This is a genomic window from Eubacterium sp. 14-2 (assembly GCF_000403845.2).
In the GTDB taxonomy this organism is placed as follows: domain Bacteria; phylum Bacillota; class Clostridia; order Lachnospirales; family Lachnospiraceae; genus Petralouisia.
This window is the reverse complement of sequence record NZ_KE159568.1, coordinates 862,882-882,580: the sequence shown is the minus strand read 5'-3', so window position 1 is coordinate 882,580 and position 19,699 is coordinate 862,882. Positions and strand designations below refer to the sequence as shown.

17 protein-coding genes are annotated in these 19,699 nt (G+C 49.0%); 13 read left to right on the top strand and 4 right to left on the bottom strand.

Annotated features, from left to right (window positions below; genetic code table 11):
- The coding region (locus tag C805_RS26035) for a LacI family DNA-binding transcriptional regulator (RefSeq protein WP_016216025.1) at positions 1–186 on the bottom strand (186 nt) is incomplete at its 3' end.
- 286 nt (positions 187–472) lie between these two features.
- Here C805_RS26035 and C805_RS21005 point away from each other — a divergent pair.
- The 3 genes from C805_RS21005 (at position 473) to C805_RS20995 (ending at position 3,596) form a co-directional block, all read left to right on the top strand.
- Complete coding sequence (locus C805_RS21005) at positions 473–2,476, top strand: thioredoxin domain-containing protein (RefSeq protein WP_016216024.1); 2,004 nt, start codon at positions 473–475, stop codon at positions 2,474–2,476.
- Between the two features lie 137 nt (positions 2,477–2,613).
- Positions 2,614–3,405 (top strand): RNA polymerase sigma factor RpoD, encoded by a 792-nt coding sequence (locus tag C805_RS21000; protein ID WP_016216023.1) that lies wholly within the window; start codon positions 2,614–2,616, stop codon positions 3,403–3,405.
- A gap of 2 nt (positions 3,406–3,407) precedes the next feature.
- Positions 3,408–3,596 carry a hypothetical protein gene (locus C805_RS20995; RefSeq protein WP_016216022.1) on the top strand — a complete coding sequence of 63 codons (189 nt, stop codon included), beginning with the start codon at positions 3,408–3,410 and terminating at the stop codon, positions 3,594–3,596.
- Positions 3,597–3,621: 25 nt separating this feature from the next.
- On the opposite strand, the gene C805_RS20990 is transcribed toward C805_RS20995, so the two are convergent.
- Genes C805_RS20990 through C805_RS20980 form a run of 3 tightly spaced genes read right to left on the bottom strand, consistent with a single transcriptional unit; the run spans position 3,622 to position 6,535 of the window.
- Positions 3,622–4,998 (bottom strand): MATE family efflux transporter, encoded by a 1,377-nt coding sequence (locus C805_RS20990; protein WP_016216021.1) that lies wholly within the window; start codon positions 4,996–4,998, stop codon positions 3,622–3,624.
- Between the two features lie 60 nt (positions 4,999–5,058).
- On the bottom strand, positions 5,059–5,673 hold the full coding sequence (locus tag C805_RS20985; protein ID WP_016216020.1) for a dipicolinate synthase subunit B: 615 nt from the start codon (positions 5,671–5,673) through the stop codon (positions 5,059–5,061).
- Positions 5,663–6,535 (bottom strand): dipicolinate synthase subunit DpsA, encoded by an 873-nt coding sequence (locus C805_RS20980; RefSeq protein WP_016216019.1) that lies wholly within the window; start codon positions 6,533–6,535, stop codon positions 5,663–5,665. Before C805_RS20980 ends, C805_RS20985 begins: the two co-directional genes overlap by 11 nt.
- Positions 6,536–6,732: 197 nt before the next feature.
- Here C805_RS20980 and C805_RS20975 point away from each other — a divergent pair, with 197 nt between their 5' ends.
- The 10 genes from C805_RS20975 to ptsP all read left to right on the top strand — a co-directional run bounded on the left by C805_RS20975 (position 6,733) and on the right by ptsP (position 19,684).
- Positions 6,733–7,473 carry a M48 family metallopeptidase gene (locus C805_RS20975; protein WP_016216018.1) on the top strand — a complete coding sequence of 247 codons (741 nt, stop codon included), beginning with the start codon at positions 6,733–6,735 and terminating at the stop codon, positions 7,471–7,473.
- A gap of 56 nt (positions 7,474–7,529) precedes the next feature.
- Positions 7,530–7,910: a DUF3783 domain-containing protein gene (locus tag C805_RS20970; RefSeq protein WP_031201610.1), complete on the top strand. Its 381-nt coding sequence runs from the start codon at positions 7,530–7,532 to the stop codon at positions 7,908–7,910.
- Position 7,911: 1 nt separating this feature from the next.
- Complete coding sequence (locus C805_RS20965; protein ID WP_016216016.1) at positions 7,912–9,375, top strand: deoxyguanosinetriphosphate triphosphohydrolase; 1,464 nt, start codon at positions 7,912–7,914, stop codon at positions 9,373–9,375.
- A gap of 76 nt (positions 9,376–9,451) precedes the next feature.
- Positions 9,452–13,711 (top strand): InlB B-repeat-containing protein, encoded by a 4,260-nt coding sequence (locus tag C805_RS20960; protein WP_016216015.1) that lies wholly within the window; start codon positions 9,452–9,454, stop codon positions 13,709–13,711.
- Positions 13,698–13,823 (top strand): hypothetical protein, encoded by a 126-nt coding sequence (locus tag C805_RS27370; protein ID WP_016216014.1) that lies wholly within the window; start codon positions 13,698–13,700, stop codon positions 13,821–13,823. The genes C805_RS20960 and C805_RS27370 overlap by 14 nt, the downstream gene beginning before the upstream one ends.
- 87 nt (positions 13,824–13,910) lie before the next feature.
- Positions 13,911–14,666 (top strand): DeoR/GlpR family DNA-binding transcription regulator, encoded by a 756-nt coding sequence (locus C805_RS20955; RefSeq protein WP_016216013.1) that lies wholly within the window; start codon positions 13,911–13,913, stop codon positions 14,664–14,666.
- Positions 14,667–14,687: 21 nt separating this feature from the next.
- Positions 14,688–15,599 carry a 1-phosphofructokinase gene (gene pfkB, locus C805_RS20950; protein WP_016216012.1) on the top strand — a complete coding sequence of 304 codons (912 nt, stop codon included), beginning with the start codon at positions 14,688–14,690 and terminating at the stop codon, positions 15,597–15,599.
- A gap of 71 nt (positions 15,600–15,670) precedes the next feature.
- Complete coding sequence (locus C805_RS20945) at positions 15,671–17,599, top strand: PTS fructose transporter subunit IIABC (RefSeq protein ID WP_016216011.1); 1,929 nt, start codon at positions 15,671–15,673, stop codon at positions 17,597–17,599.
- Between the two features lie 91 nt (positions 17,600–17,690).
- Positions 17,691–17,948, top strand: coding sequence for an HPr family phosphocarrier protein (locus tag C805_RS20940; protein ID WP_016216010.1), 258 nt, complete (start codon positions 17,691–17,693; stop codon positions 17,946–17,948).
- A 107-nt stretch (positions 17,949–18,055) separates the two neighbouring features.
- Complete coding sequence (gene ptsP / locus C805_RS20935; protein WP_016216009.1) at positions 18,056–19,684, top strand: phosphoenolpyruvate--protein phosphotransferase; 1,629 nt, start codon at positions 18,056–18,058, stop codon at positions 19,682–19,684.
- Positions 19,685–19,699: the final 15 nt, after the last annotated feature.

Below are 19,699 nucleotides of genomic sequence, written 5' to 3'. Positions count from 1 at the left end.
CATGCCTTTCGACGACCTGCCGCCGAAGGGAAGCGAGGGGCGCCACCACTTTCGGGCTGTTTCGATTACTTTTCTGCGGGTTTTGTCTGAAATTTTCTGATTTGGATTCTTATTCAGCACATAAGATACGGTAGTGTGTGAGACGCCTGCGGCAGCGGCGATATCTTTAATGGTTGTTCTTTGCATGTTTTATTCCTTTATTTGATTAGGATGTCAAAAGGGTGCAACGCACCCGCTCTATACCATATATTAATGTGCAAATTTATTTGCAATAACAATATATGGTATGAGCGTAGCACCAAAGGTGCTTTTGACACCCTAATCTTTATTTATAATATAGAACTTTCTTTGATAATATCATTTTTTGGACGCGCTTTCAAGTGATTTTGCAGGAGAATTGCGCATACAGGCTAAAAGTACCATAACTTTACAGTTTTGGAATTACAGAAAAAACAGATACTAAAAAGCAGGTATGACCGAAGTATTTCAGACTGGGGTGATAAAACTGAGAAATCATTTAAAAAATCAGACAAGTCCGTATTTATTGCAGCATTCCGAGCAGCCGGTAGACTGGTATCCCTGGTGCGAGGAGGCCTTTGCACGGGCGAAAACAGAAGATAAGCCGGTTTTTCTGAGTATTGGCTACAGCACCTGTCACTGGTGCCATGTGATGGCCCATGAGAGCTTTGAAGACAAAGAGGTGGCGGAGGAACTGAACCGGAATTTTATATCCATAAAAGTGGACCGGGAAGAACGCCCGGATGTTGACAGTATTTATATGGAAGCATGTGTTATGTTTAACGGAAGCGGCGGCTGGCCTGCCAGTGTTTTCCTGACGCCGGAGCAGAAACCTTTTTATGCGGGAACGTATTTTCCGAAATATGGCTCTTACGGGCGAATCGGGTTCCTGGATTTGCTGCGTGCGGTGAAAAACCGCTGGCAGCAGGACCGGGAAGGACTGCTCCGGTCGGCCGACGCCCTGAAAGGACAGCTTCAGGAGGAGCAGGCGTTCAGAAGCTCGGATCTGTCCTGGCAGCATCTGTCCCTTCAGGCTGTTCGTTGGTTTAAAAGAAATTTTGATGAGATAAACGGGGGCTTTGGAGATGCGCCCAAATTTCCCATGGCTCATAATCTGCTGTTTCTGATGGAATATTACCGGGTGAACCGGGACAGACGCGCCCTTGAAATGGCGGAAAAAACCCTGATACAGATGTATCGGGGCGGGATTTTTGACCATATTGGAGGCGGATTTTCCCGGTATTCCACAGATAAATATTTTCTGGTGCCCCATTTTGAAAAAATGTTGTATGACAACGCACTGCTGCTTATGGCATATACCCAGGCTTATTCCCTTACAGGAAAGGAAATTTACCGGGAAGTGGCGCGGAAAACAGCCCAGTATATTCAGCGGGAAATGACGGATTCTCACGGAGGGTTTTATTCCGCGCAGGATGCGGACTGCCAGGGTGTGGAAGGGAAATATTATGTATTTGCCTGTGAGGAGCTTACTTCTCTGCTGGGAGAGTCTGCCGGAAAAAAATTCAATGAATATTTTAATATTACCGGAGAAGGAAATTTTGAAGGGGGAAGTATACCAAACCGCCTGAATGATGATCTGGAAGAAGAAATGCTGCAGGAGGCAGAAGGGGATTACTCCCACACAGAGCCGGAACGGCTTCTGCCCAAAGTATATGCCTATCGGAAACATCGTCACAGCCTGTTTCTGGACGATAAAATTCTCACCTCCTGGAATGGGCTGATGATTGGGGCTTTTGCCAGAATGTACCGGGTATTCGGACAGGAAAGCTATCTGCGTCAGGCCAGGGCGGCCCTGGAATTTCTGGAACGGAAAATGACGGGAAAGGATACTCTGTTTGTGAGCTGCCGTCAGGGCAGATGTCAGGGGAAAGGCTTTCTGGCAGATTATGCTTTTTATATTTTCGGTCTGATTGAGCTGTATGGCGGGGCGCTGGAGCAGAAATATCTGGAGCAGGCGGAACTATACTGCCGGAAGGCTCTGGAACTTTTTGAAGATCGGGAAAAAGGGGGATTTTATTTCTGCGGAAGGGAAAATGAAACATTGATTGCCAATTTTAAGGAAACTTACGACGGGGCTGTTCCCAGCGGCAATTCCGTTATGGCATGGAATCTGGTGAAATTATGGCAGATTACCGGAAAAGAAACCTTCCGGGAAGCGGCAGTCCGCCAGCTGGGCTATCTTTCCGCTTTTGCGGAGAAATATCCGGCGGGGCAGTGTTTTTCCCTGCTGGCAGCGCTGCAGTATCAGAATCCGCCGGAACACATCACAGGGGTACTGAAAGAAGAAGCAGATTTGAAAAAACTGCGGAAACAGTACGGGAGAGAGGCGGATATTGTGGTACTGTGGGAAGAAAGCCGGGAATATGAAAGGATTAATAACCGGGCCACTCTGTATATCTGCCGGGACGGAAGCTGCAGACCTCCGGTGAATCTGTAAGCAGAAGGCAGCTGCACGGGCATCCAGGCCAATTGCACTCTTGTTATGAAATTTCCAATATGTTACTATAGTATAAAACTCAGATTTATGTATTACAGGGAGGATTGTATCAGATTTGACAGAATCAGGAGGGAGTTATGGTAGACAGAAACATATTCATGGAAACGCTTCGTTCCGTACAGGAGATTGCAAAGGCTGCTCCGGAGCCAATGACGCGGGAGGAAATACAGGATTATTTCAGGGACATGGAATTGTCTTCCGAGCAGCAGGAGATGATTTATCAGTATCTGCTGAGGCCGCAGGAAGATTCGGAGCAGGAGGGAGCCATTGAGGAAGCCGGGAAGGAGAAACAGCCAAAAGGGCGGAAATCTGCAGGAGGCGGAAAGAAGGCTTCCCATTCCCGTCATTTTCAGCTATACCTCAGTGAAATCGGGAAAATCCCGGATTTGCCTGAGGAAGGGAAAATGGAACTGTACCGGAAATTGCTGGCCGGGGAACGGAATGCGGTTTCAGATATTTCCACCCAGTGGCTGAAAAGGATTACGGAGATTGCCGCAGATTACGTTACGGGCCGGGTACTGGTGGAAGATCTGGTGCAGGAAGGAAATATGGGACTGCTGATTGGGATGGAAGAACTGCTGGGAACAGGGGAACAGAACGAAGAACTGCTGCATGACAGGCAGGCCCTGGAGGACAGGCTGGAATCCTTTGTGCGGGAGGCCATGAAACAGTATCGGCAGGAAACCGAAGGCATGGATAACAGCGAACATACCATTCTGGCCAAAGTCAATCTGCTTCATGAGGCACGGAAAGCGCTGGCTGAGGAGAATGGTACCATTCCGGCCATGCAGGAGCTCAGTGAGTATACCAGGCTTCCTCTGGAAGAAGTTCGTGATATTATGGCCCTGTCTCAGAAGAAAGGAGAATAATCATGAATTTTGGCCCCATAGATTATAAAGTAGCCCGTATTGACGGAGATTATGCCTATCTGCAGCAGGTGGACAATCCCCAGGAAGAACTGAAATGTGTGGCGCGGGCGCTGCTTCCGCCGGAAATTGCAGAGGATTCCATGCTCCGTTATGAGATGATGGAATATACATCTGCCGCCGGCAGAGACTGAAACAGCATCTGCAAAAAGTGCAGGCTCAGCCCTGCCACTGAAACCGCTGCTGCCGGAAGACCAGCAGCAGTCCCCGGACGCACAGCTCCACACACATGGCGAACCAGACGCCCTGGAGTCCCCACTGCCTTACCAGCAGGACAGAAAGGGGCAGACGCACGCCCCAGATACTGGCCAGATTTAAAAGGCATGGAATCAGAGAATCTCCTGCACCGCAGAGGGCTCCGGAGGCCACGATGGACGCGGCAAAGAGAGGTTCTGCAAATAATTCAATCCGCAGTACCTCTGCAGCCAGCTGCTGTACCTGAAGGTCCGGCGTCAGCATACGGAAAATAGCCGGACATAGAAAATACATCAGGATTCCCGCCGCTGTCATAATCAGGCAACCCAGCAGGATGGATAAACCGGAAAAACTTCTGGCCAGATTTTTTCTTCCTGCGCCGATGCTCTGGCCCGTCAGAGCAGTTGCCGCTGCGGCAATGCCGTAACCGGGCATATAGCAGATGCTTTCGGCTGTCACTGCAATGGAATTTGCCGCTATGGCAACGGTACCCAGGGGAGCAATAATACGGGTGGAGGCAATCATGGCTCCGCAGATGGCAATATGCTCAAAGCCCATGGGAAGTCCGATGCGGACCATACGGTACAGAATGTTTTTCTGAAACATCCGGGGTTCTTTTCTTCGGATATTCAGCGTGGAGGAACGGAAAGTTACAATCCACAGTTTTACGGTACATATGACAAGGGTGGCAAGAGCAGTGCCCAGAGCCGCTCCAGGCACGCCCCAGAGCCAGATAAACAGCAGATTGAACAATACGTCAAGGCCGCACATAACAGCATCCAGTATGGCCGGGGTCCTCATGTTTCCGCTGCACTGCAGCATGGAACCGGCCAGGCTGTTCAGCTGAAAAGCCGGAAGGGAGCAGGCGTAAATCAGAAAATAGCCGGAGGCATTTTGCCGTATGTCTTCTCCTGCACCCAGCCACAGAGGCAGAGAACCGCTGACTGCAATACCTGCTGTCATCAGTATTCCGGAAAAAATCAGTGCGGTAATCAGTGCATGTTTTAAAATCAGTCTGGCTTCCTGTTCCTGTCCGGCTCCGATTTTCTGGGCAGCCTGAACGGAAAAGCCGGTGGACAGGGCGCTGCACAGGCCGTTTAAGAGCCATGTGGTGGTAGAAACCAGACCAATAGCCGCTGAAGCTCCTGCGCCCAGATTTCCCACCATGGCAGTGTCGATGTACTGCATCATAATGGAAGTAAGCTGTGCCAGAATGGCCGGGATACTCAGACGCCAGACCACGGACAGCTTCTGTGCCCTGCCGGGTTCTTCCTGCTGCCTGAGTATGGCAGCAAGGAGTTTTTCGTTATCTGTGTTCTTTTTCATATCTGTATTTTTCATTCTGTTCCTTTTGAAATTTTTTCTGATACAGTTTCATTATACATAACAGGAATCAATAATTCAAATTTTTACGGGATTCAGTCCATGGGGACTGCGGATAACCGGCTGAATCTGTTTGCCCAAAAGGGCGCAGTCAATGGTTTCTGCCAGAAGTTCGGTGAAAGCAGTCATGGAATTGGGTTTTGCCTGATAGTCATCCTGTCCGAAGGGGACGAAATAGATGTTCTTGGTGTTCAGCAGGATACCGATGTTTTTCAGGTTCATGCCCAGCGCGTCGTTGGTGGACAGGGAGAGTACCAGAGGCCTGTTGTTGCGCAGATGGGATTTGGCCGCCATCAGCACCGGGGTGTCGGAAATTCCGTTGGCCAGTTTGGATAAGGTATTTCCGGTACAGGGAGCAATCACCAGGATATCCATCAGACCTTTGGGGCCGATGGGTTCTGCACCCGGAATGGTGGTAATGGGCTCCTTTCCGGTGAGGGCGCGGGCCCGTTCCAGAAAAGAGGCGCTGGTGCCGAATCTGGAATCCAGACTGGAAGCATTTGTGGAAAATACCGGGAGCAGGCTGGCTCCAGTGGTTTTTAACTCTTCCAGTGCGGTGAAAATTTTTTCGTAGGTGCAGAAGGAACCGGTAAAACCGATGCCAATGGATTTATCATGAAAATCATAAGACATAATCTGTGATCCTTTCTAATATTTTTCCCATAAGCTGTCCGGAGGTGACAGGGGAAAACCTTCCCGGAAGGCCTGGAAGGCGGAAACAGGGCAGCAGGTATTTCTCTGTCATATCATCCGGAAAACCAAAGGGCGGGGAGGCAATGTCGAATATATGGCAGGAGCCGGGAAGCTCTTTTATCTGCTCAGGTTTCAGAACCTCTGCAGGTATGGTGTTGATTACCATATTGCAATGGGGCAGGACCGTGGAGAAGTCTTCTTCCTGAATGGGACAGATTCCCTTTTTTTCGGCCATTCTCTGTTGTTCCGGATTCTGTTCCAGCACATAAATGCTGCGGCACAGCGGATGAAGAAGATCTGCGGCAGCGCTGCCGCAGCAACCGTATCCCAGCAGAAGAATCCTGGCAGAAGACAGGGAAAAGGGTGTATATCGAATGAGTTCCGACAGAAGGCCTTCTGCTGTGAGCAGAGCATTTTCTCTGGAAAACAGCGGAAGCCGGGAGAACTGGAATGCCTGACAGTTCCTTTCTTCCAGTATCAGGGTCTGTGCCGGAGAAAGGCTGTAAGCGGCAATAATCTGGCCGGAATGGAGAGAATCCCATAATTCTTCCAGAAGACAGGGAGGTTTTTCTCCGTCTGCCTGAAACAGAGAAACGCCGTCTTTGGAAACAGGTGTGGGAAGCAGTATGATATCTGCCTCTTTCAGTGCCTGAGGCAGAGAATTTTCCAGAATGATACCGGAATCGCAGGGGAAATTCAGGGTATGGAAGCAGGTTACATTCCAGCCGCAGCTGTGAAGATACTCTGCGGCATAACATTGCCGCAGGTCGCCGCCCAGGATTGCAATGGATAATATTGCCATATGCTTCCTCCAATTTAAGTTATCCCTACAATATATGAAAAAGGAGGGAAAAAGGTGTATGCTGAAAAATAAAGGATACAATGAAAATGTACCATACAGAACGGGTATCCGTTATTTGCTTTTGACAAGGCAGGTCATTAAAGTTATAATAAACCATATATCTGAAGGTTTATAAATAATATCAACAGGACAGGAATATGGAAACATATCAGTTAAAGAGAAGTAAACGAAAAAGCCTTTCCATTGTAATTGGAAGGGATGGAATCATACAGGTGAAGGCGCCTGACTGGCTGCCGAAGCACCAGATTGACCAGTTCATCCGCCAGAAATCGGACTGGATTGAAGAAAAACGGTCTGAACTCCATACGCGTCAGCAGCAGAAACCGGTTCATACGTTTCGGGAAGGAGACTGTTTTCTGATTGGAGGAGAAACTTACCGTCTGGAATTCTTAAAGTCTTTTCCATCTGAACAGCAGACAGGAAAACCCCCTGGGGTTATTTTGGACCATGAGAAAAAAATGATTCTGATGGAAGCGGCAGATTTTGGCCAGGTGAAACGGAAGCTGGAAGAATGGTATATTCAGCAGGCCAGACAGATATTTTCCAGGCAGGTGGGATTATATTATCCGCTGGTGGTTCAGCTGGCCTCAGCTTCCGGAAAAGAAATCGGGCCGGTAAACCGCATTGCCATCCGCAATCAGAAGACCAGATGGGGAAGCTGCAGCAGCAGGGGAAATCTGAATTTTAACTGGCGGCTTGTGATGGCTCCAAAGGAAATACTGGATTATGTGACAGTGCATGAACTGTGTCATCTGGCGTATCTGAATCATTCGGTACAGTTCTGGAAGCTGGTGGAACAGATTCTGCCTGACTGCCGGGAACGCCGAAGCTGGCTGAAAACTAACAGTATGCTTCTGGACTGGGAGGAGAAAGGGTGAAAAATCTGTTCTTTCACTGCCTGCCTGTGCGGAAAGCTCACAGAATGGAGGAAATCATGAGAGAGACAATTTTACTGTTTCATTTTTCAGATAAAGACAGACGGAACAAACTGACCAGGGCCCTGCTTCCCCTGGGCATGAAAATCAGGGAAGTGGTACGGGAAGATTATCTCCAGCCCGCAGGTTATCTGGCGGGAAATAAAGAGATTCTGCCTGTGGATGAAATCTATACCGGAGAAGAACTGGCAGGAGAAATGATTCTGATGGCAGGCCTGTCCAACTCCAGGGTGGATGGGGTGTTAAAGGCAATCCGCAAATCCGGAATCGGCCCCGTACCTTATAAGGCGGTGCTGACTCCGGCCAATCAGGAGTGGAATGTGATAAAGCTGTTTCAGGAAATAAAGTCGGAACACGAACAGATGGAAAAGAGGGAATAAAGTGGAATGGAAAAAACTGCTCTGCGATGAAAGAATGAGAAATTACAAAAGCTCCGGGGCCGGTGATTTTCGGACGGAATATGAGAAAGATTATCACAGGATTATCGGAAGCGCTTCCTTTCGGCGTCTGCAGGATAAGACCCAAGTATTTCCCCTGGATAACAGCGATTTTATCCGTACCCGGCTGACCCATTCTCTGGAGGTGTCCTCTTTTGCAAAATCACTGGGGCAGAACATCAGCAAACGGCTGCTGATGGAAGGCATCGATCCGGAATTTCTGCCGGAGTATCAGAACGTTCCTGGCGATATTCTCCAGTGTGCCGGCCTTTTGCACGATATGGGCAATCCCCCTTTCGGACATTTTGGAGAAACTGCCATCCGGGACTGGTTCCGGACAAATCTGTCCCGGATTTCCTATGAGAGGAAAAACGGAGAAGTTCAGCTTCTCAGCGAAATTCTGACAGAACAGATGCGGCAGGATTTTTTCAGTATTGAAGGAAATGCCCAGGCCCTTCGGCTGGTGGCCAGGCTCCATTACCTGGTGGATGAGAACGGAATGAACCTGACAAAGGCTTTGCTTGGCGCCGTCATAAAATATCCCGCTTCTTCTCTGGAAATCAAAAAGAATGCTCATATCAGATATAAGAAAATGGGCTATTATTATGCGGAGCGAGAATTGTTTGCAGACTTACAGGAAAGCCTTGGAACTTTCGGAAACCGCCATCCCCTGGCCTTTGTACTGGAGGCGGCAGACGATATCGCCTATAAAACGGCCGATATCGAAGATGCGGTAAAAAAGGGCTGTCTGTCTTACGGGGAACTGGCGGCAGAACTTAAGCAGGCGGCAGAGAAGCTGCCGAAAAATCAGAGAGAAAGTTTTGATAAGATGAGGGAAAGCCTGGAACGGAAATATGAGAGGGCAAAACAGCGGGGGCTTAAGCAGCCAGGTGTGAATGCGGTGCAGAACTGGACGGTCTATATTCAGGGCTGGATGATTAATGCCGCCACCGACAGCTTTATCCGAAATTATCATGAACTGATGGCGGGGACTTACGGAGCCCATGGGGAGGATCTGCTGACCGGAACGGATGGAGAGGCAATGATGGAGGCCCTGGGGGATATTGCGTATCGGTATGCCTTTCAGATAAAGCCTATTCTGAAACTGGAAATTGCAGCCCAGTCGGTGCTTGATTTTCTGCTGGAACATTTTGTTCAGGCGGTATTGTATTATGATACCAAAAAAGATATGACGCAGGTACAGCGGAAAATGATGGCCCTGGTGTCTGATAATTATAAAGCCATTTATCACCGCTTTGCAGACGAGGCGGATGCTTCCCCTCTTTCGGAGGAGGAGAAGGAAAGGGAAAAACTGTATCTGCGTCTGCTTCTGGTAACCGACCATATCTGCGGCATGACAGACAGCCATGCAAAGCGGCTGTATCAGGAACTGAACGGGATTGACTGAGGGAACCGGCTGCGCGGTGACGCGGCTGTGCCCATATTACATAAGAATAAAATTTTAACAGGGAGTGTGTCACGATATGAAAAGGACGAAGAAAAATTTTCCGGAAAAACCATTAAAGCCCGGAAGACATCCAATCCGGCAGAAACTGCTGTCATGTGTGCTCTGCATCTGCCTGCTTCTGGTGTCCCTTCCGGTGGAATCTTATGGTTCTGAAGTTCAGGCAGAAGAAAGTGTAACAATGGAACATGCCGGTGTTATGGTTCCGGGAAAAGAATCAGCTCAGACTTTGCAGGAGCCGGAAGAAAATCTTCTGGAGGAAAGTAAATCAGACCGGGATTTTGCGGAAGACATGGATCTGCAGATGGATAAGATTCCGGAGGAAAGAATTGCTGTAACTGCAGAAGGAGAAGAAGGGGAAGAAGTGGGAGAAGATCCAAAGTGCGGCGTGATTACCCAGGATACGGTATGGAAAGCAGGAAATCTGGGAGGCGGGGATCTTGTATTAGAGAACAATGCCACACTGACACTGACCGGAATGGTAACAGTGGAAAGGGATATCAGAATAACAGGGGAAGGAACCATTGTAAAAGCGGCTGAAAATGCTTATTTTGCTCCGGGAAAAGATTTTGAAATAAACGGGAAAATTACCCTGGATGGGAAGAATATTCCTGGTGGAATGCCCTTTATATACTGTTATGGAAAAGTCACACTGGATGGAGGATGTATCATTCAAAATATGAAATCTAAAGAAGGTGTGGCATTTTCAGCTGTTTCTTCAAAAGGAGGTGTATTTAACGATGTAACGATAAAAGACTGTTCCACACCCTGGAAGGGTGGAGCAGTCGGAAATGATGGTTCCGGTTATGTGGGCGGCAGTGACTTAATCATAAATGGAGGAGTATATGAAAATAATGCAGCAGGAGAAGCAGGAGGCCTGATTTATAATGACGCCGGAACTGTGACTGTAAACGGGGGAACTTTTCGTAATAACAGTACGGCAAAAGAAGGGGGCTGTATTCATAATGGAAACAGGAGCAGCAATCGTATTATTATAAATGGAGGAGTGTATGAAAGTAATACAGCGGGAGAAAAAGGAGGCTGCATTTATAACAGTTTTGGAACTGTAACCATCAACGGAGGAACCTTTACGGATAACTCAGCCAGGCAGGGAGGCTGTATTTATAATAAAAAAAACCTGACGGTGTCAGGAGGTGTTTTCAGCAATAATACCTCTCCTGACCCTGGCGGAGCCATTTATTCTGAAGGTTCTGACGGAAAGTTTTATCTGGAAGGAGATGTGGAGTTTCAGGGGATTGATGATTCTCTCATTTCTTATACAGACAGCATAGAGGTGTTTGGCCCGGCTAATTTCATGTATGGCAGAGAAGCGCTGGTTCATCCTGTTAAAGTGTTTACTTCTTTATGGGAGGGAAAGCCCATTATAAAAGGGGAAGATGGATATACGGTTCAGAAAAAAGACAGGGAGAATATAAATATTTATAATACCCAGGATGATAAGGGCAAGTGGTATGCAATGGTGGGAGAAAAGAATAATGAAATCTATGCAGTAAAAGAAAAACCCGATATTTTTAACGTCTTCTATCACAGCAACGGAGCCGAAGGTACGCCCGTAACCGATGACACAGACTACCATACCGGTGAAACAGTAACGGTAAAAGAACCCACAGGCTTAAGCCTCACAGGCCAGACCTTTAAAGAGTGGAACACACAGCTGGACGGAACGGGAACCCCTTATGCACCGGGGGCTGAAATTACAGTAGAGGAAGAAAATATAACCCTGTATGCCATCTTTGAACCGGAAGTAAAAGATACCTTTACCGCCCGTTTTTATTCAGGAGGGGAGGGTCTGTATGAAGACCGGACCTTTGCAGATGGAACCCTGACGGCCCCGGACCTGCAGGAACTGTCCGGCTGGACACCCCTTGGCTGGAACCGGAAACAGGATGATTTCGAGAAAAATACAGTTGCTCCCAATGCAACTCTTACACTGACAGATGCCCTGACGGAATTTTACGGGGTTTACCGGAAAGAAGTGACCCTTGCCTATGAAATGGACGGGGAGGGCAGTGCACCGGAATCCGGGAAGGAATTCTGTTATGCCAGTGTATATCATGATGTGAAAATAAAGAATGCGGTATTTACCATTGACGCCGGGCCTTCCCGGAACGGATACCGGTTTGTGGGATGGAATACACAGGCAGATGGGAACGGGACTTTTTATCAGGAAGGCGAGCTGCTGGCAGCGGAGCAAAGTGTGACCCTGTATGCCTGTTATGAAAAAGAAGCAGATGGGAAAAAGACGCTGATTGCAGATTTTTACTCCGGAAGTGAGGGAGGAAAGATAAGCAGGACGGTGGAAGTGAACGCTGCCGGGCAGGAAGGGACCATTCATACGCCGGGACTGCAGGAAATGGCCGGGTGGACGCCCCTTGGCTGGAGCCATTCGGTTTCTGAATATAAAGGGATCGTGGAGGCAGACACGGATATTCAGATAAAGGAAAATATATCTCTGTATGGCGTGTATCAGAAAGACATTACCCTTACCTATGACGGAAACGGAAGCGAGGATGTGCCGGAGCCGGAGACGAAAGCGCGATATGCCAACGTTCATGGAACTGTCACTTATCAGGAGGCAGAATTTATTCCTGAAGGGGTATCCACCCGTGCAGGTTACCGGTTTGTGGGATGGAATACGCAGCCAGACGGAAAAGGGACAGGTTATGGAAAGGAAGATGTGGTCAGTCCCGAAGAAAATATGACGCTGTATGCCATCTGGGAGGAAGACTCTGAAGTGGTGGATTACCGGGTGGAATACTACTGCCAGAACCTGACGGGAGAGGATTACACCAGAATGGACGGAGACACAAAACTGCTGGCGAATCTTGTGGGAACGGAAGTGGAAGCCAGACAGAAAACATACACCGGATTTACGCTAAACCTGTCCCATCCTTCCGGGAAGCCCAAAGGGAAGGTGGAAGCAGACGGAAGCCTGGTGTTAAAGCTGTACTATGACCGGAATGTATATGAAGTGGACTTCAATTTGAACGGAGGGTACGGGAAAGCCCCGGACACACAGAAAATACGTTACGGAGGCCTGCTGCATCCGGTGTCCGATCCGCTAAAATCCGGGTACAGCTTCAAAGGCTGGTATGTGGATGAGGATGGTCTGGAGGCCGGGCTGTGGGACTTTGAAAGCCCGGTGGAAAACAATACAGGGGCACTGAAAACAACCCTGTATGCCAGATGGGCGGACGAGCTGGCCCCTGAGATGGGAAAAGCCTCCTTTCACAGAGGAAGCCGGAACTTCCTGGACTGGCTCATACAGAAAGAGAGCATGGTCATTACCGTTCCGGTGACAGAGGAAGGGAGCGGTCTTTCAAAGGCCGAATACCTCCTTGTGGCGGAAGACGGGACAGAACGGGACGGACAGGCGCTGCTTACAGAAACCCATACCCCCGATACCATGGCGGCATACGGAAGCTCCGCAGCCATCCTCCGGGGTATCCGGGGAGAGGCGGAGAAAGGGAGCTATGAAGCCCGGATATCCATTGAAGAAGAATTTAAGGGAAAAGTATACCTGACCTGTACCGACCATGCAGGCAATGTATCCCCGCAGAAGACACTGACCGCAGAAGGGGGAGGGGTGATTGTGGAAGACAATGCCCCGGAAATCCGCTTTGAGGGAACAGAGGAGACCACAGGAGGAAAACCTCTGGAAATAAAAGTGAAAGTCCGGGATAACAGGGAAGACCGGGTGACGTCAGGGATTGCCGGAATCCGGTACCAGGCGGACAAAGGGAAAAAGGTCAGCCTCCCGGAAGAAGACTTTGCCGGGGACTTTGTGGATACATATGAATTTACCGTGAAGATAAAGGGAGAAGGGAAGCACACTCTCCGGGTGGAAGCAAAAGACCAGGCGGGGAATGAAAGCGCAGCGGAAGTCACCCTGAACATCAGCGGAAAGAGGGAGGTGCCGGCGGAAGTCCCAGGAAATTCTGAACCGGGAAATCCGGGAAGGCCGGGAAGCCCCCCGGGAAGAGAACCGAAGACGGGGGACAGCACACAGATACAGATCTGCGCCACCCTGGCCATGATTGCGGGATTTGGCTACCTGCTCCTGTACTTTGAGGGAGAGAACGGAATCACAGAAGAGGAGAAAGAGGAGATTATCAGCCGTCTGGTGTCCTGGGCGAAACAGGGAGGAAGGATACGCAGGCTCCTTGGAGTGGCCATTATCTTCCTGTTCCTTGCATACTACCACAGCATCGGAAAGAGTGTGGATGTGGAGTGGAAGGAAGTGTATGGGAGAAGCTGAAAACCAGGCAGAACCTGAATATGAGATTACAAAAGGCATTCAGTACAAAGGTGTACTGAGTGCCTTTATTATCTTGTTTATTATCCACAAAAACACTTCTTTATTTTTGTGAAATATATTGATTGAAAATGACTGAAAATGATGGTATCATACAATTACAATCAAAAACAATCAAAATCAATCAAGTGAGGAAACGAAAATGCTGTTGGAAAAAAGACTGGAAGAAATACTCAAACTTGTGGAAAAAAATGGCAGCGTTACAGTACAGGAGCTGACAGAACACCTGCAGGCTTCCGAGTCCACCATCCGCAGAGATCTGTGTCTGTTAGACGAAGAAGGAAGGCTGAATAAGGTACATGGAGGAGCCACCGCTATCAATGCTTATTATGCAAGCGGCAAAGACGTGGAGGTGGAATACCGCAAGAACCTGAACCGGGAGGAGAAGACAGCCATAGCCAGATATGCGGCTTCCCTGATTAAACCCGGAGATCTGGTGTACCTGGATGCGGGAACCACCACAGAGCGGATGATTGATTTCATTACGGAAAAAAAGGCTGTTTACGTGACAAATGCCGTCGGCCATGCCAGACGACTGGTGGAAATCGGCTGTGAGGCCCATATTCTGGGCGGGAAATTCAAGCTGTCCACGGAAGCCATTGTGGGAATTGAGACCGTGTCCGAACTGGAGAAATTTAATTTTACCACAGGATTTATCGGAACCAACGGAATCAGCCGTACCGCAGGGTTTTCCACTCCGGATATCGAGGAAGCCATGGTAAAACGCAAAGCCGTCATACAGTGCCGCAGGCCTTACATTCTGGGAGATCCCGCCAAATTCAATCAGATAGCGCCAGTAACCTTCGCAGGAATCGAGGACGCCGAGCTGATTACCACAGAAATCCGTCATGACAGTTTTCGGGATTTGAAAAATATTATGGAAACCACAGTAAAATAACAAAAATGGAAAGGAGCACAAATGATTTACACAGTAACCTTTAATCCAAGTCTGGACTACATCGTGAGCGTGGATGATTTTACCCTGGGGCGGGTGAATCGAACCACAAAAGAGCTGGTATATCCCGGCGGAAAAGGCGTAAACGTTTCGCTGGTGCTGAAAAATCTGGGAATGGAAAATACCGCTCTGGGATTTACGGCAGGATTTACCGGAACAGAAATCGAACGGGGGCTGAAAGAATGGGGCTGTCTGACAGATTTTATCCGGATTCCCCAGGGCATGTCCAGAATCAATATGAAACTCCGCTCCAGGGAAGAGAGCGAAATCAACGGACAGGGACCTGAAATTTCAGAAGAAGCGCTGGAAGAACTTTACCGGAAGCTGGACGTTATGAAACAGGATGACGTGCTGGTGCTGGCAGGAAGCATCCCAAACAGTATGCCGGATTCCAGTTATGAGCAGATTCTGGCCAGAGTACAGGACAGACAGATTCGTACCGTGGTGGACGCCACCGGGGATTTGCTGGTAAATGTGCTGAAATACCACCCCTTTCTGATAAAACCCAACAACCATGAGCTGGAGGAGATTTTTAACGTGCCCATGGACAGCCGGGAAACCATTGTCAGATATGCAGGAAAACTGCAGGAACAGGGAGCCGGAAATGTGCTGATTTCCATGGCGGGAGACGGAGCCATTCTGGTGGCAGAGGACGGAAGCGTTCAGGAAAGCCCTGCCCCCGAAGGGACCCTGGTAAATTCCGTTGGAGCCGGGGACTCCATGGTGGCAGGATTTATTACCGGATATTTAAAGAGCAGAAGCTATGAAGAAGCATTTCACATGGGAATTGCCGCAGGCAGCGCCAGCGCTTTTTCCGAGCGGCTGGCCACCCAGGCAGAGGTGGACGGAATTCTGGAACAGATGGGATGGAAGTAAAGCCCTGTATGAAATGCAGAGTCAGGAATTCAGTCTTTTAGCAGTCAGGAAAATAAAAAAGGAGGTCCATAATGAAGATAACAGATTTGCTTGTAAAAGAAGGAATTGAGCTGAACGGGCAGGCAGAATCCAAAAAGGAGGCCATAGATAAAATGGTGGATCTGATGGCAGCCACCGGAAAACTTGCCGACAGGGAGGCCTACAAAGCACAGGTGCTGCGCAGGGAAGAAGAAGGAACTACGGGAATCGGAGAAGGAATCGCCATTCCCCATGGAAAATGTGATGCGGTAAAAGCGCCGGGGCTGGCAGCCATGGTCTTAAAAGACGGTGTGGATTACGAGTCTCTGGACGGAGAACCGGCAGACCTGATTTTCCTTATAGCGGCGCCCAATACGGAAGATAATGTACATCTGGACGTGTTAAGCCGCCTGTCCGTACTTCTGATGGACGAAGAATTTACCGGCAGCCTGAGAAATGCCCAAACGGTTGAAGAATTTCTGCATTATGTAGATGCTGCAGAGCAGGAAAAACTGGCGGAGGAAGAAGAAAAGGCAGAGCCGGTGCAGCAGGAAGCCGAAAAGAAGAAAGGACTGAAACTGCTTGGAGTTACTGCCTGTCCCACGGGAATTGCCCATACTTATATGGCTGCAGAGGCACTGGAGAAAAAAGCAAAAGAACTGGGATTCTCCATGAAGATAGAAACGAGAGGTTCCGGGGGAGCCAAAAACGTGCTGACAGACGCGGAAATAGCAGAGGCAGACTGTATCATTGTCTGTGTGGATACCAATGTGCCCATGGACCGTTTTGACGGGAAAAAAGTGATTGTGCGGCAGGTATCAGACGGTATTAATAAGGCGGAAGAGCTGCTGCGCCTGGCAGAAAGCGGAAATGTGGAAATCTATCACTCCGGAAATAAAACAGCGGCCGCACCTTCCGGCGGAAGCGGAAAAGAAAGCGTCGGACACCGGATTTACAAACACCTGATGAACGGAGTTTCCCATATGCTTCCCTTTGTGGTGGGCGGCGGTATCCTGATTGCCATAGCATTTCTCATTGACGGTATGAGCGTGGATTTGTCAGCCCTTTCACCGGAAGAACGTGGGAATTTCGGAACCATTACCTCCGGGGCGTCCTTATTTAAGGGAATCGGCGACACAGCCTTTGGATTCATGCTTCCCATACTGGCCGGATTTATTGCCATGAGTATTGCAGACCGCCCCGGACTGGTGGTGGGATTTGTGGGCGGCTCCATTGCAGCTGGCGGAAAAAGCGGTTTTCTGGGTGCGCTGGTGGCTGGCTTCCTTGCAGGTTATTTGATTATCGGCCTGAAAAAATTACTGGAAAAGCTGCCGGAGAGTCTGGACGGAATCAAAACCATACTGCTCTATCCGCTGCTGGGCGTGTTTTTCATGGGAGTGATTATGAATTATGTAATTGAGCCTCCGGTGGGCGCTCTGAATACACTGCTGAACAACGGGCTGTCCAGTATGAACGGTACCAGCTCCATCCTGCTGGGAGTGATTCTGGGAGCCATGATGGCGGCAGACCTGGGCGGGCCCATCAACAAGGCGGCTTATGTGTTTGGCTCCGCGTCTATTGCGGCAGGAAATTACAATATCATGGCGGCAGTTATGATTGGCGGAATGGTACCGCCCTGCGCCATTGCACTGGCAACGCTGTTATTTAAGAAGAAATTTACGGAAGAAGAACGAAAATCCGGACCAACCAATTTTATTATGGGACTGTCCTTTATTTCAGAAGGAGCCATTCCCTTTGCAGCCTCCGATCCCCTTCACGTGATTCCGGCTCTGGTGGTGGGCTCCGGTGTGGCAGGAGCTGTGTCCATGGCTTTTAACTGTACCCTGATGGCGCCTCACGGTGGAATTTTCGTGTTCCCGGTGGTGGGAAATACCGCCATGTACCTGGTATCTCTGGTAATTGGAACCATTGTGGGAGCGGTTCTTCTGGGCATGCTGAAAAAGGATGCGGCAGAAGGCTGATTGCAGAAAAAAGAACTCAGTTCAGGCGCCGGATTTCTGCCGGCGCCGGGATTCAGATAATAATAATGAAAAGATGAAAAGGAGAAAAAACATGAAAACATTCGAGTACATAATCACAGACCCCGAAGGAATCCACGCAAGGCCTGCAGGACTTTTTGTAAAAGAAGCAGGAAAATTCGCCAGCAAAATTACCATTGCCAAAGATGGAAAAGAAGTGGACGCAAAGCGGATTTTCGGTATTATGAGCCTTGGAGTAAAAAAGGATAACCTGGTAACCGTGAAAATTGAAGGGGAGGACGAGGAGACAGCCTGCAGTACCCTGGAAGCATTTTTTCAGGAAAACCTGTAAACAGTAAGCTGGAAACAGGCAGTTGTGAAGCCCGGTGAATGGTTCTTCAGAATTGGGCCGCAGCTTCACAGCTGCCGGAATCTGTCCGTGTGGAAAGGAGCGGCCTAATGATAAAATTCAGTGGAAGCAGTGCATTTGGCGGGGTAGCCGCAGGCAGGCTTTTTATTTTTCAGAAAAATGAAAACCAGGTGGAACGTCGCCATATTGAGGATGTGGAACAGGAAATGGCCCGGTTTGAACAGGGCAGAAAGCTGGCTTTGCAGCAGCTTCAGGAGTTGTACGAAAAAGCCCTGAAAGATGTGGGGGAAGCCAATGCCATGATTTTTGAGGTACATCAGATGATGTTAGAGGATCTGGACTATCTGGAATCCATCCACTATATGATAAAAGAGCAGCAGATTAATGCGGAATATGCAGTAGCCCAGACCAGCGATAACTTTGCAGAGATGTTTGCGTCCATGGACGACGCCTATATGCAGGGGCGGGCTGCGGACGTACGGGACATTTCCGAGCGGCTGCTGGGGATTCTTGGCAATACCCAGAGCAGTACGGAGGTATTGAAAGAACCGGTGGTGATTGCGGCGGAGGATCTGGCTCCCAGCGAAACGGTGCAGTTTGAAAAAGACAAACTGCTTGCCATTGTGACCAGACAGGGCTCTGCCAATTCCCATACAGCCATACTTGCCAGAACCATGGATATTCCGGCGGTGATTCAGGCTGATATGGTGCTGGATCCTGAATACGACGGGAAATATGTGATTGTGGACGGTTTTACCGGAGAAATCTATGTTGACCCGGATGAGGAAACCAGAAAACGCATGGAAGAAAAAATGGCGGAATGCATGGCGGAGAAAGAGCTGCTTCAGGAGCAGAAGGGCAAAGAAGACGTGACACTGGACGGAAAACCCTTAAAACTCTACGCCAATATCGGAAATCCTTCTGATGTGGCCAATGTGCTGAAGAATGATGCCAGAGGAATCGGGCTGTTTCGAAGTGAATTTCTGTATCTGGAAAGCAGCGATTTTCCCACAGAGGAGGATCAGTTCAAGGCTTACAAAGCAGTGGCGGAAAATATGGCAGGCAAGAAAGTGATTATCCGCACATTGGATATCGGAGCAGATAAGACGGTGGATTATTTTAATCTGGACAAAGAAGAAAATCCGGCCATGGGCTATCGGGCCATCCGTATCTGCCTGAAACAGCCGGAAATTTTTAAAACCCAGCTCCGGGCCCTGTATCGGGCTTCTAATTATGGTCAGATTGCCATTATGTTCCCCATGATTACTTCTGTGGAAGAAGTGAGAAAAATCAAAGAAATTGTGGAGGAAGTGAAACAGGAACTGACCGAACTTTCCGTTCCCTTTAAAGAGGTGGAACTGGGGGTTATGATAGAGACGCCGGCAGCGGTGATGGTCAGTGATGAACTGGCAGAAGAAGTAGACTTTTTCAGCATCGGAACCAACGATCTGACCCAGTATACCCTGGCTGTGGACCGGCAGAATGCAAAACTGGGAGACTTCTATAACCCTCATCACAGGGCAGTTCTGCGTATGATTGAGATGGTGGTGAAAAATGCCCATGCAGCAGGTATCTGGGCAGGTATCTGCGGAGAACTGGGGGCAGATCTGAGCCTGACAGAAACCTTCCTGAAGATGGGTGTGGATGAATTGTCAGTATCTCCGTCCATGGTGCTGCGGGTAAGAAAAATTGTCCGGGAGACATGTATAGAGCAGTAAAAAAGAACCCCGTAA

Coding starts and splice junctions, on each gene's coding strand:
- C805_RS21005 (WP_016216024.1), top strand. CDS start 473: ATGACCGAAGTATTTCAGACTGGGGTGATAAAACTGAGAAATCATTTA.
- C805_RS21000 (WP_016216023.1), top strand. CDS start 2,614: ATGGTAGACAGAAACATATTCATGGAAACGCTTCGTTCCGTACAGGAG.
- C805_RS20995 (WP_016216022.1), top strand. CDS start 3,408: ATGAATTTTGGCCCCATAGATTATAAAGTAGCCCGTATTGACGGAGAT.
- C805_RS20990 (WP_016216021.1), bottom strand. CDS start 4,998: ATGAAAAATACAGATATGAAAAAGAACACAGATAACGAAAAACTCCTT.
- C805_RS20985 (WP_016216020.1), bottom strand. CDS start 5,673: ATGTCTTATGATTTTCATGATAAATCCATTGGCATCGGTTTTACCGGT.
- C805_RS20980 (WP_016216019.1), bottom strand. CDS start 6,535: ATGGCAATATTATCCATTGCAATCCTGGGCGGCGACCTGCGGCAATGT.
- C805_RS20975 (WP_016216018.1), top strand. CDS start 6,733: ATGGAAACATATCAGTTAAAGAGAAGTAAACGAAAAAGCCTTTCCATT.
- C805_RS20970 (WP_031201610.1), top strand. CDS start 7,530: ATGAGAGAGACAATTTTACTGTTTCATTTTTCAGATAAAGACAGACGG.
- C805_RS20960 (WP_016216015.1), top strand. CDS start 9,452: ATGAAAAGGACGAAGAAAAATTTTCCGGAAAAACCATTAAAGCCCGGA.
- C805_RS27370 (WP_016216014.1), top strand. CDS start 13,698: ATGGGAGAAGCTGAAAACCAGGCAGAACCTGAATATGAGATTACAAAA.
- C805_RS20955 (WP_016216013.1), top strand. CDS start 13,911: ATGCTGTTGGAAAAAAGACTGGAAGAAATACTCAAACTTGTGGAAAAA.
- pfkB (WP_016216012.1), top strand. CDS start 14,688: ATGATTTACACAGTAACCTTTAATCCAAGTCTGGACTACATCGTGAGC.
- C805_RS20945 (WP_016216011.1), top strand. CDS start 15,671: ATGAAGATAACAGATTTGCTTGTAAAAGAAGGAATTGAGCTGAACGGG.
- C805_RS20940 (WP_016216010.1), top strand. CDS start 17,691: ATGAAAACATTCGAGTACATAATCACAGACCCCGAAGGAATCCACGCA.
- ptsP (WP_016216009.1), top strand. CDS start 18,056: ATGATAAAATTCAGTGGAAGCAGTGCATTTGGCGGGGTAGCCGCAGGC.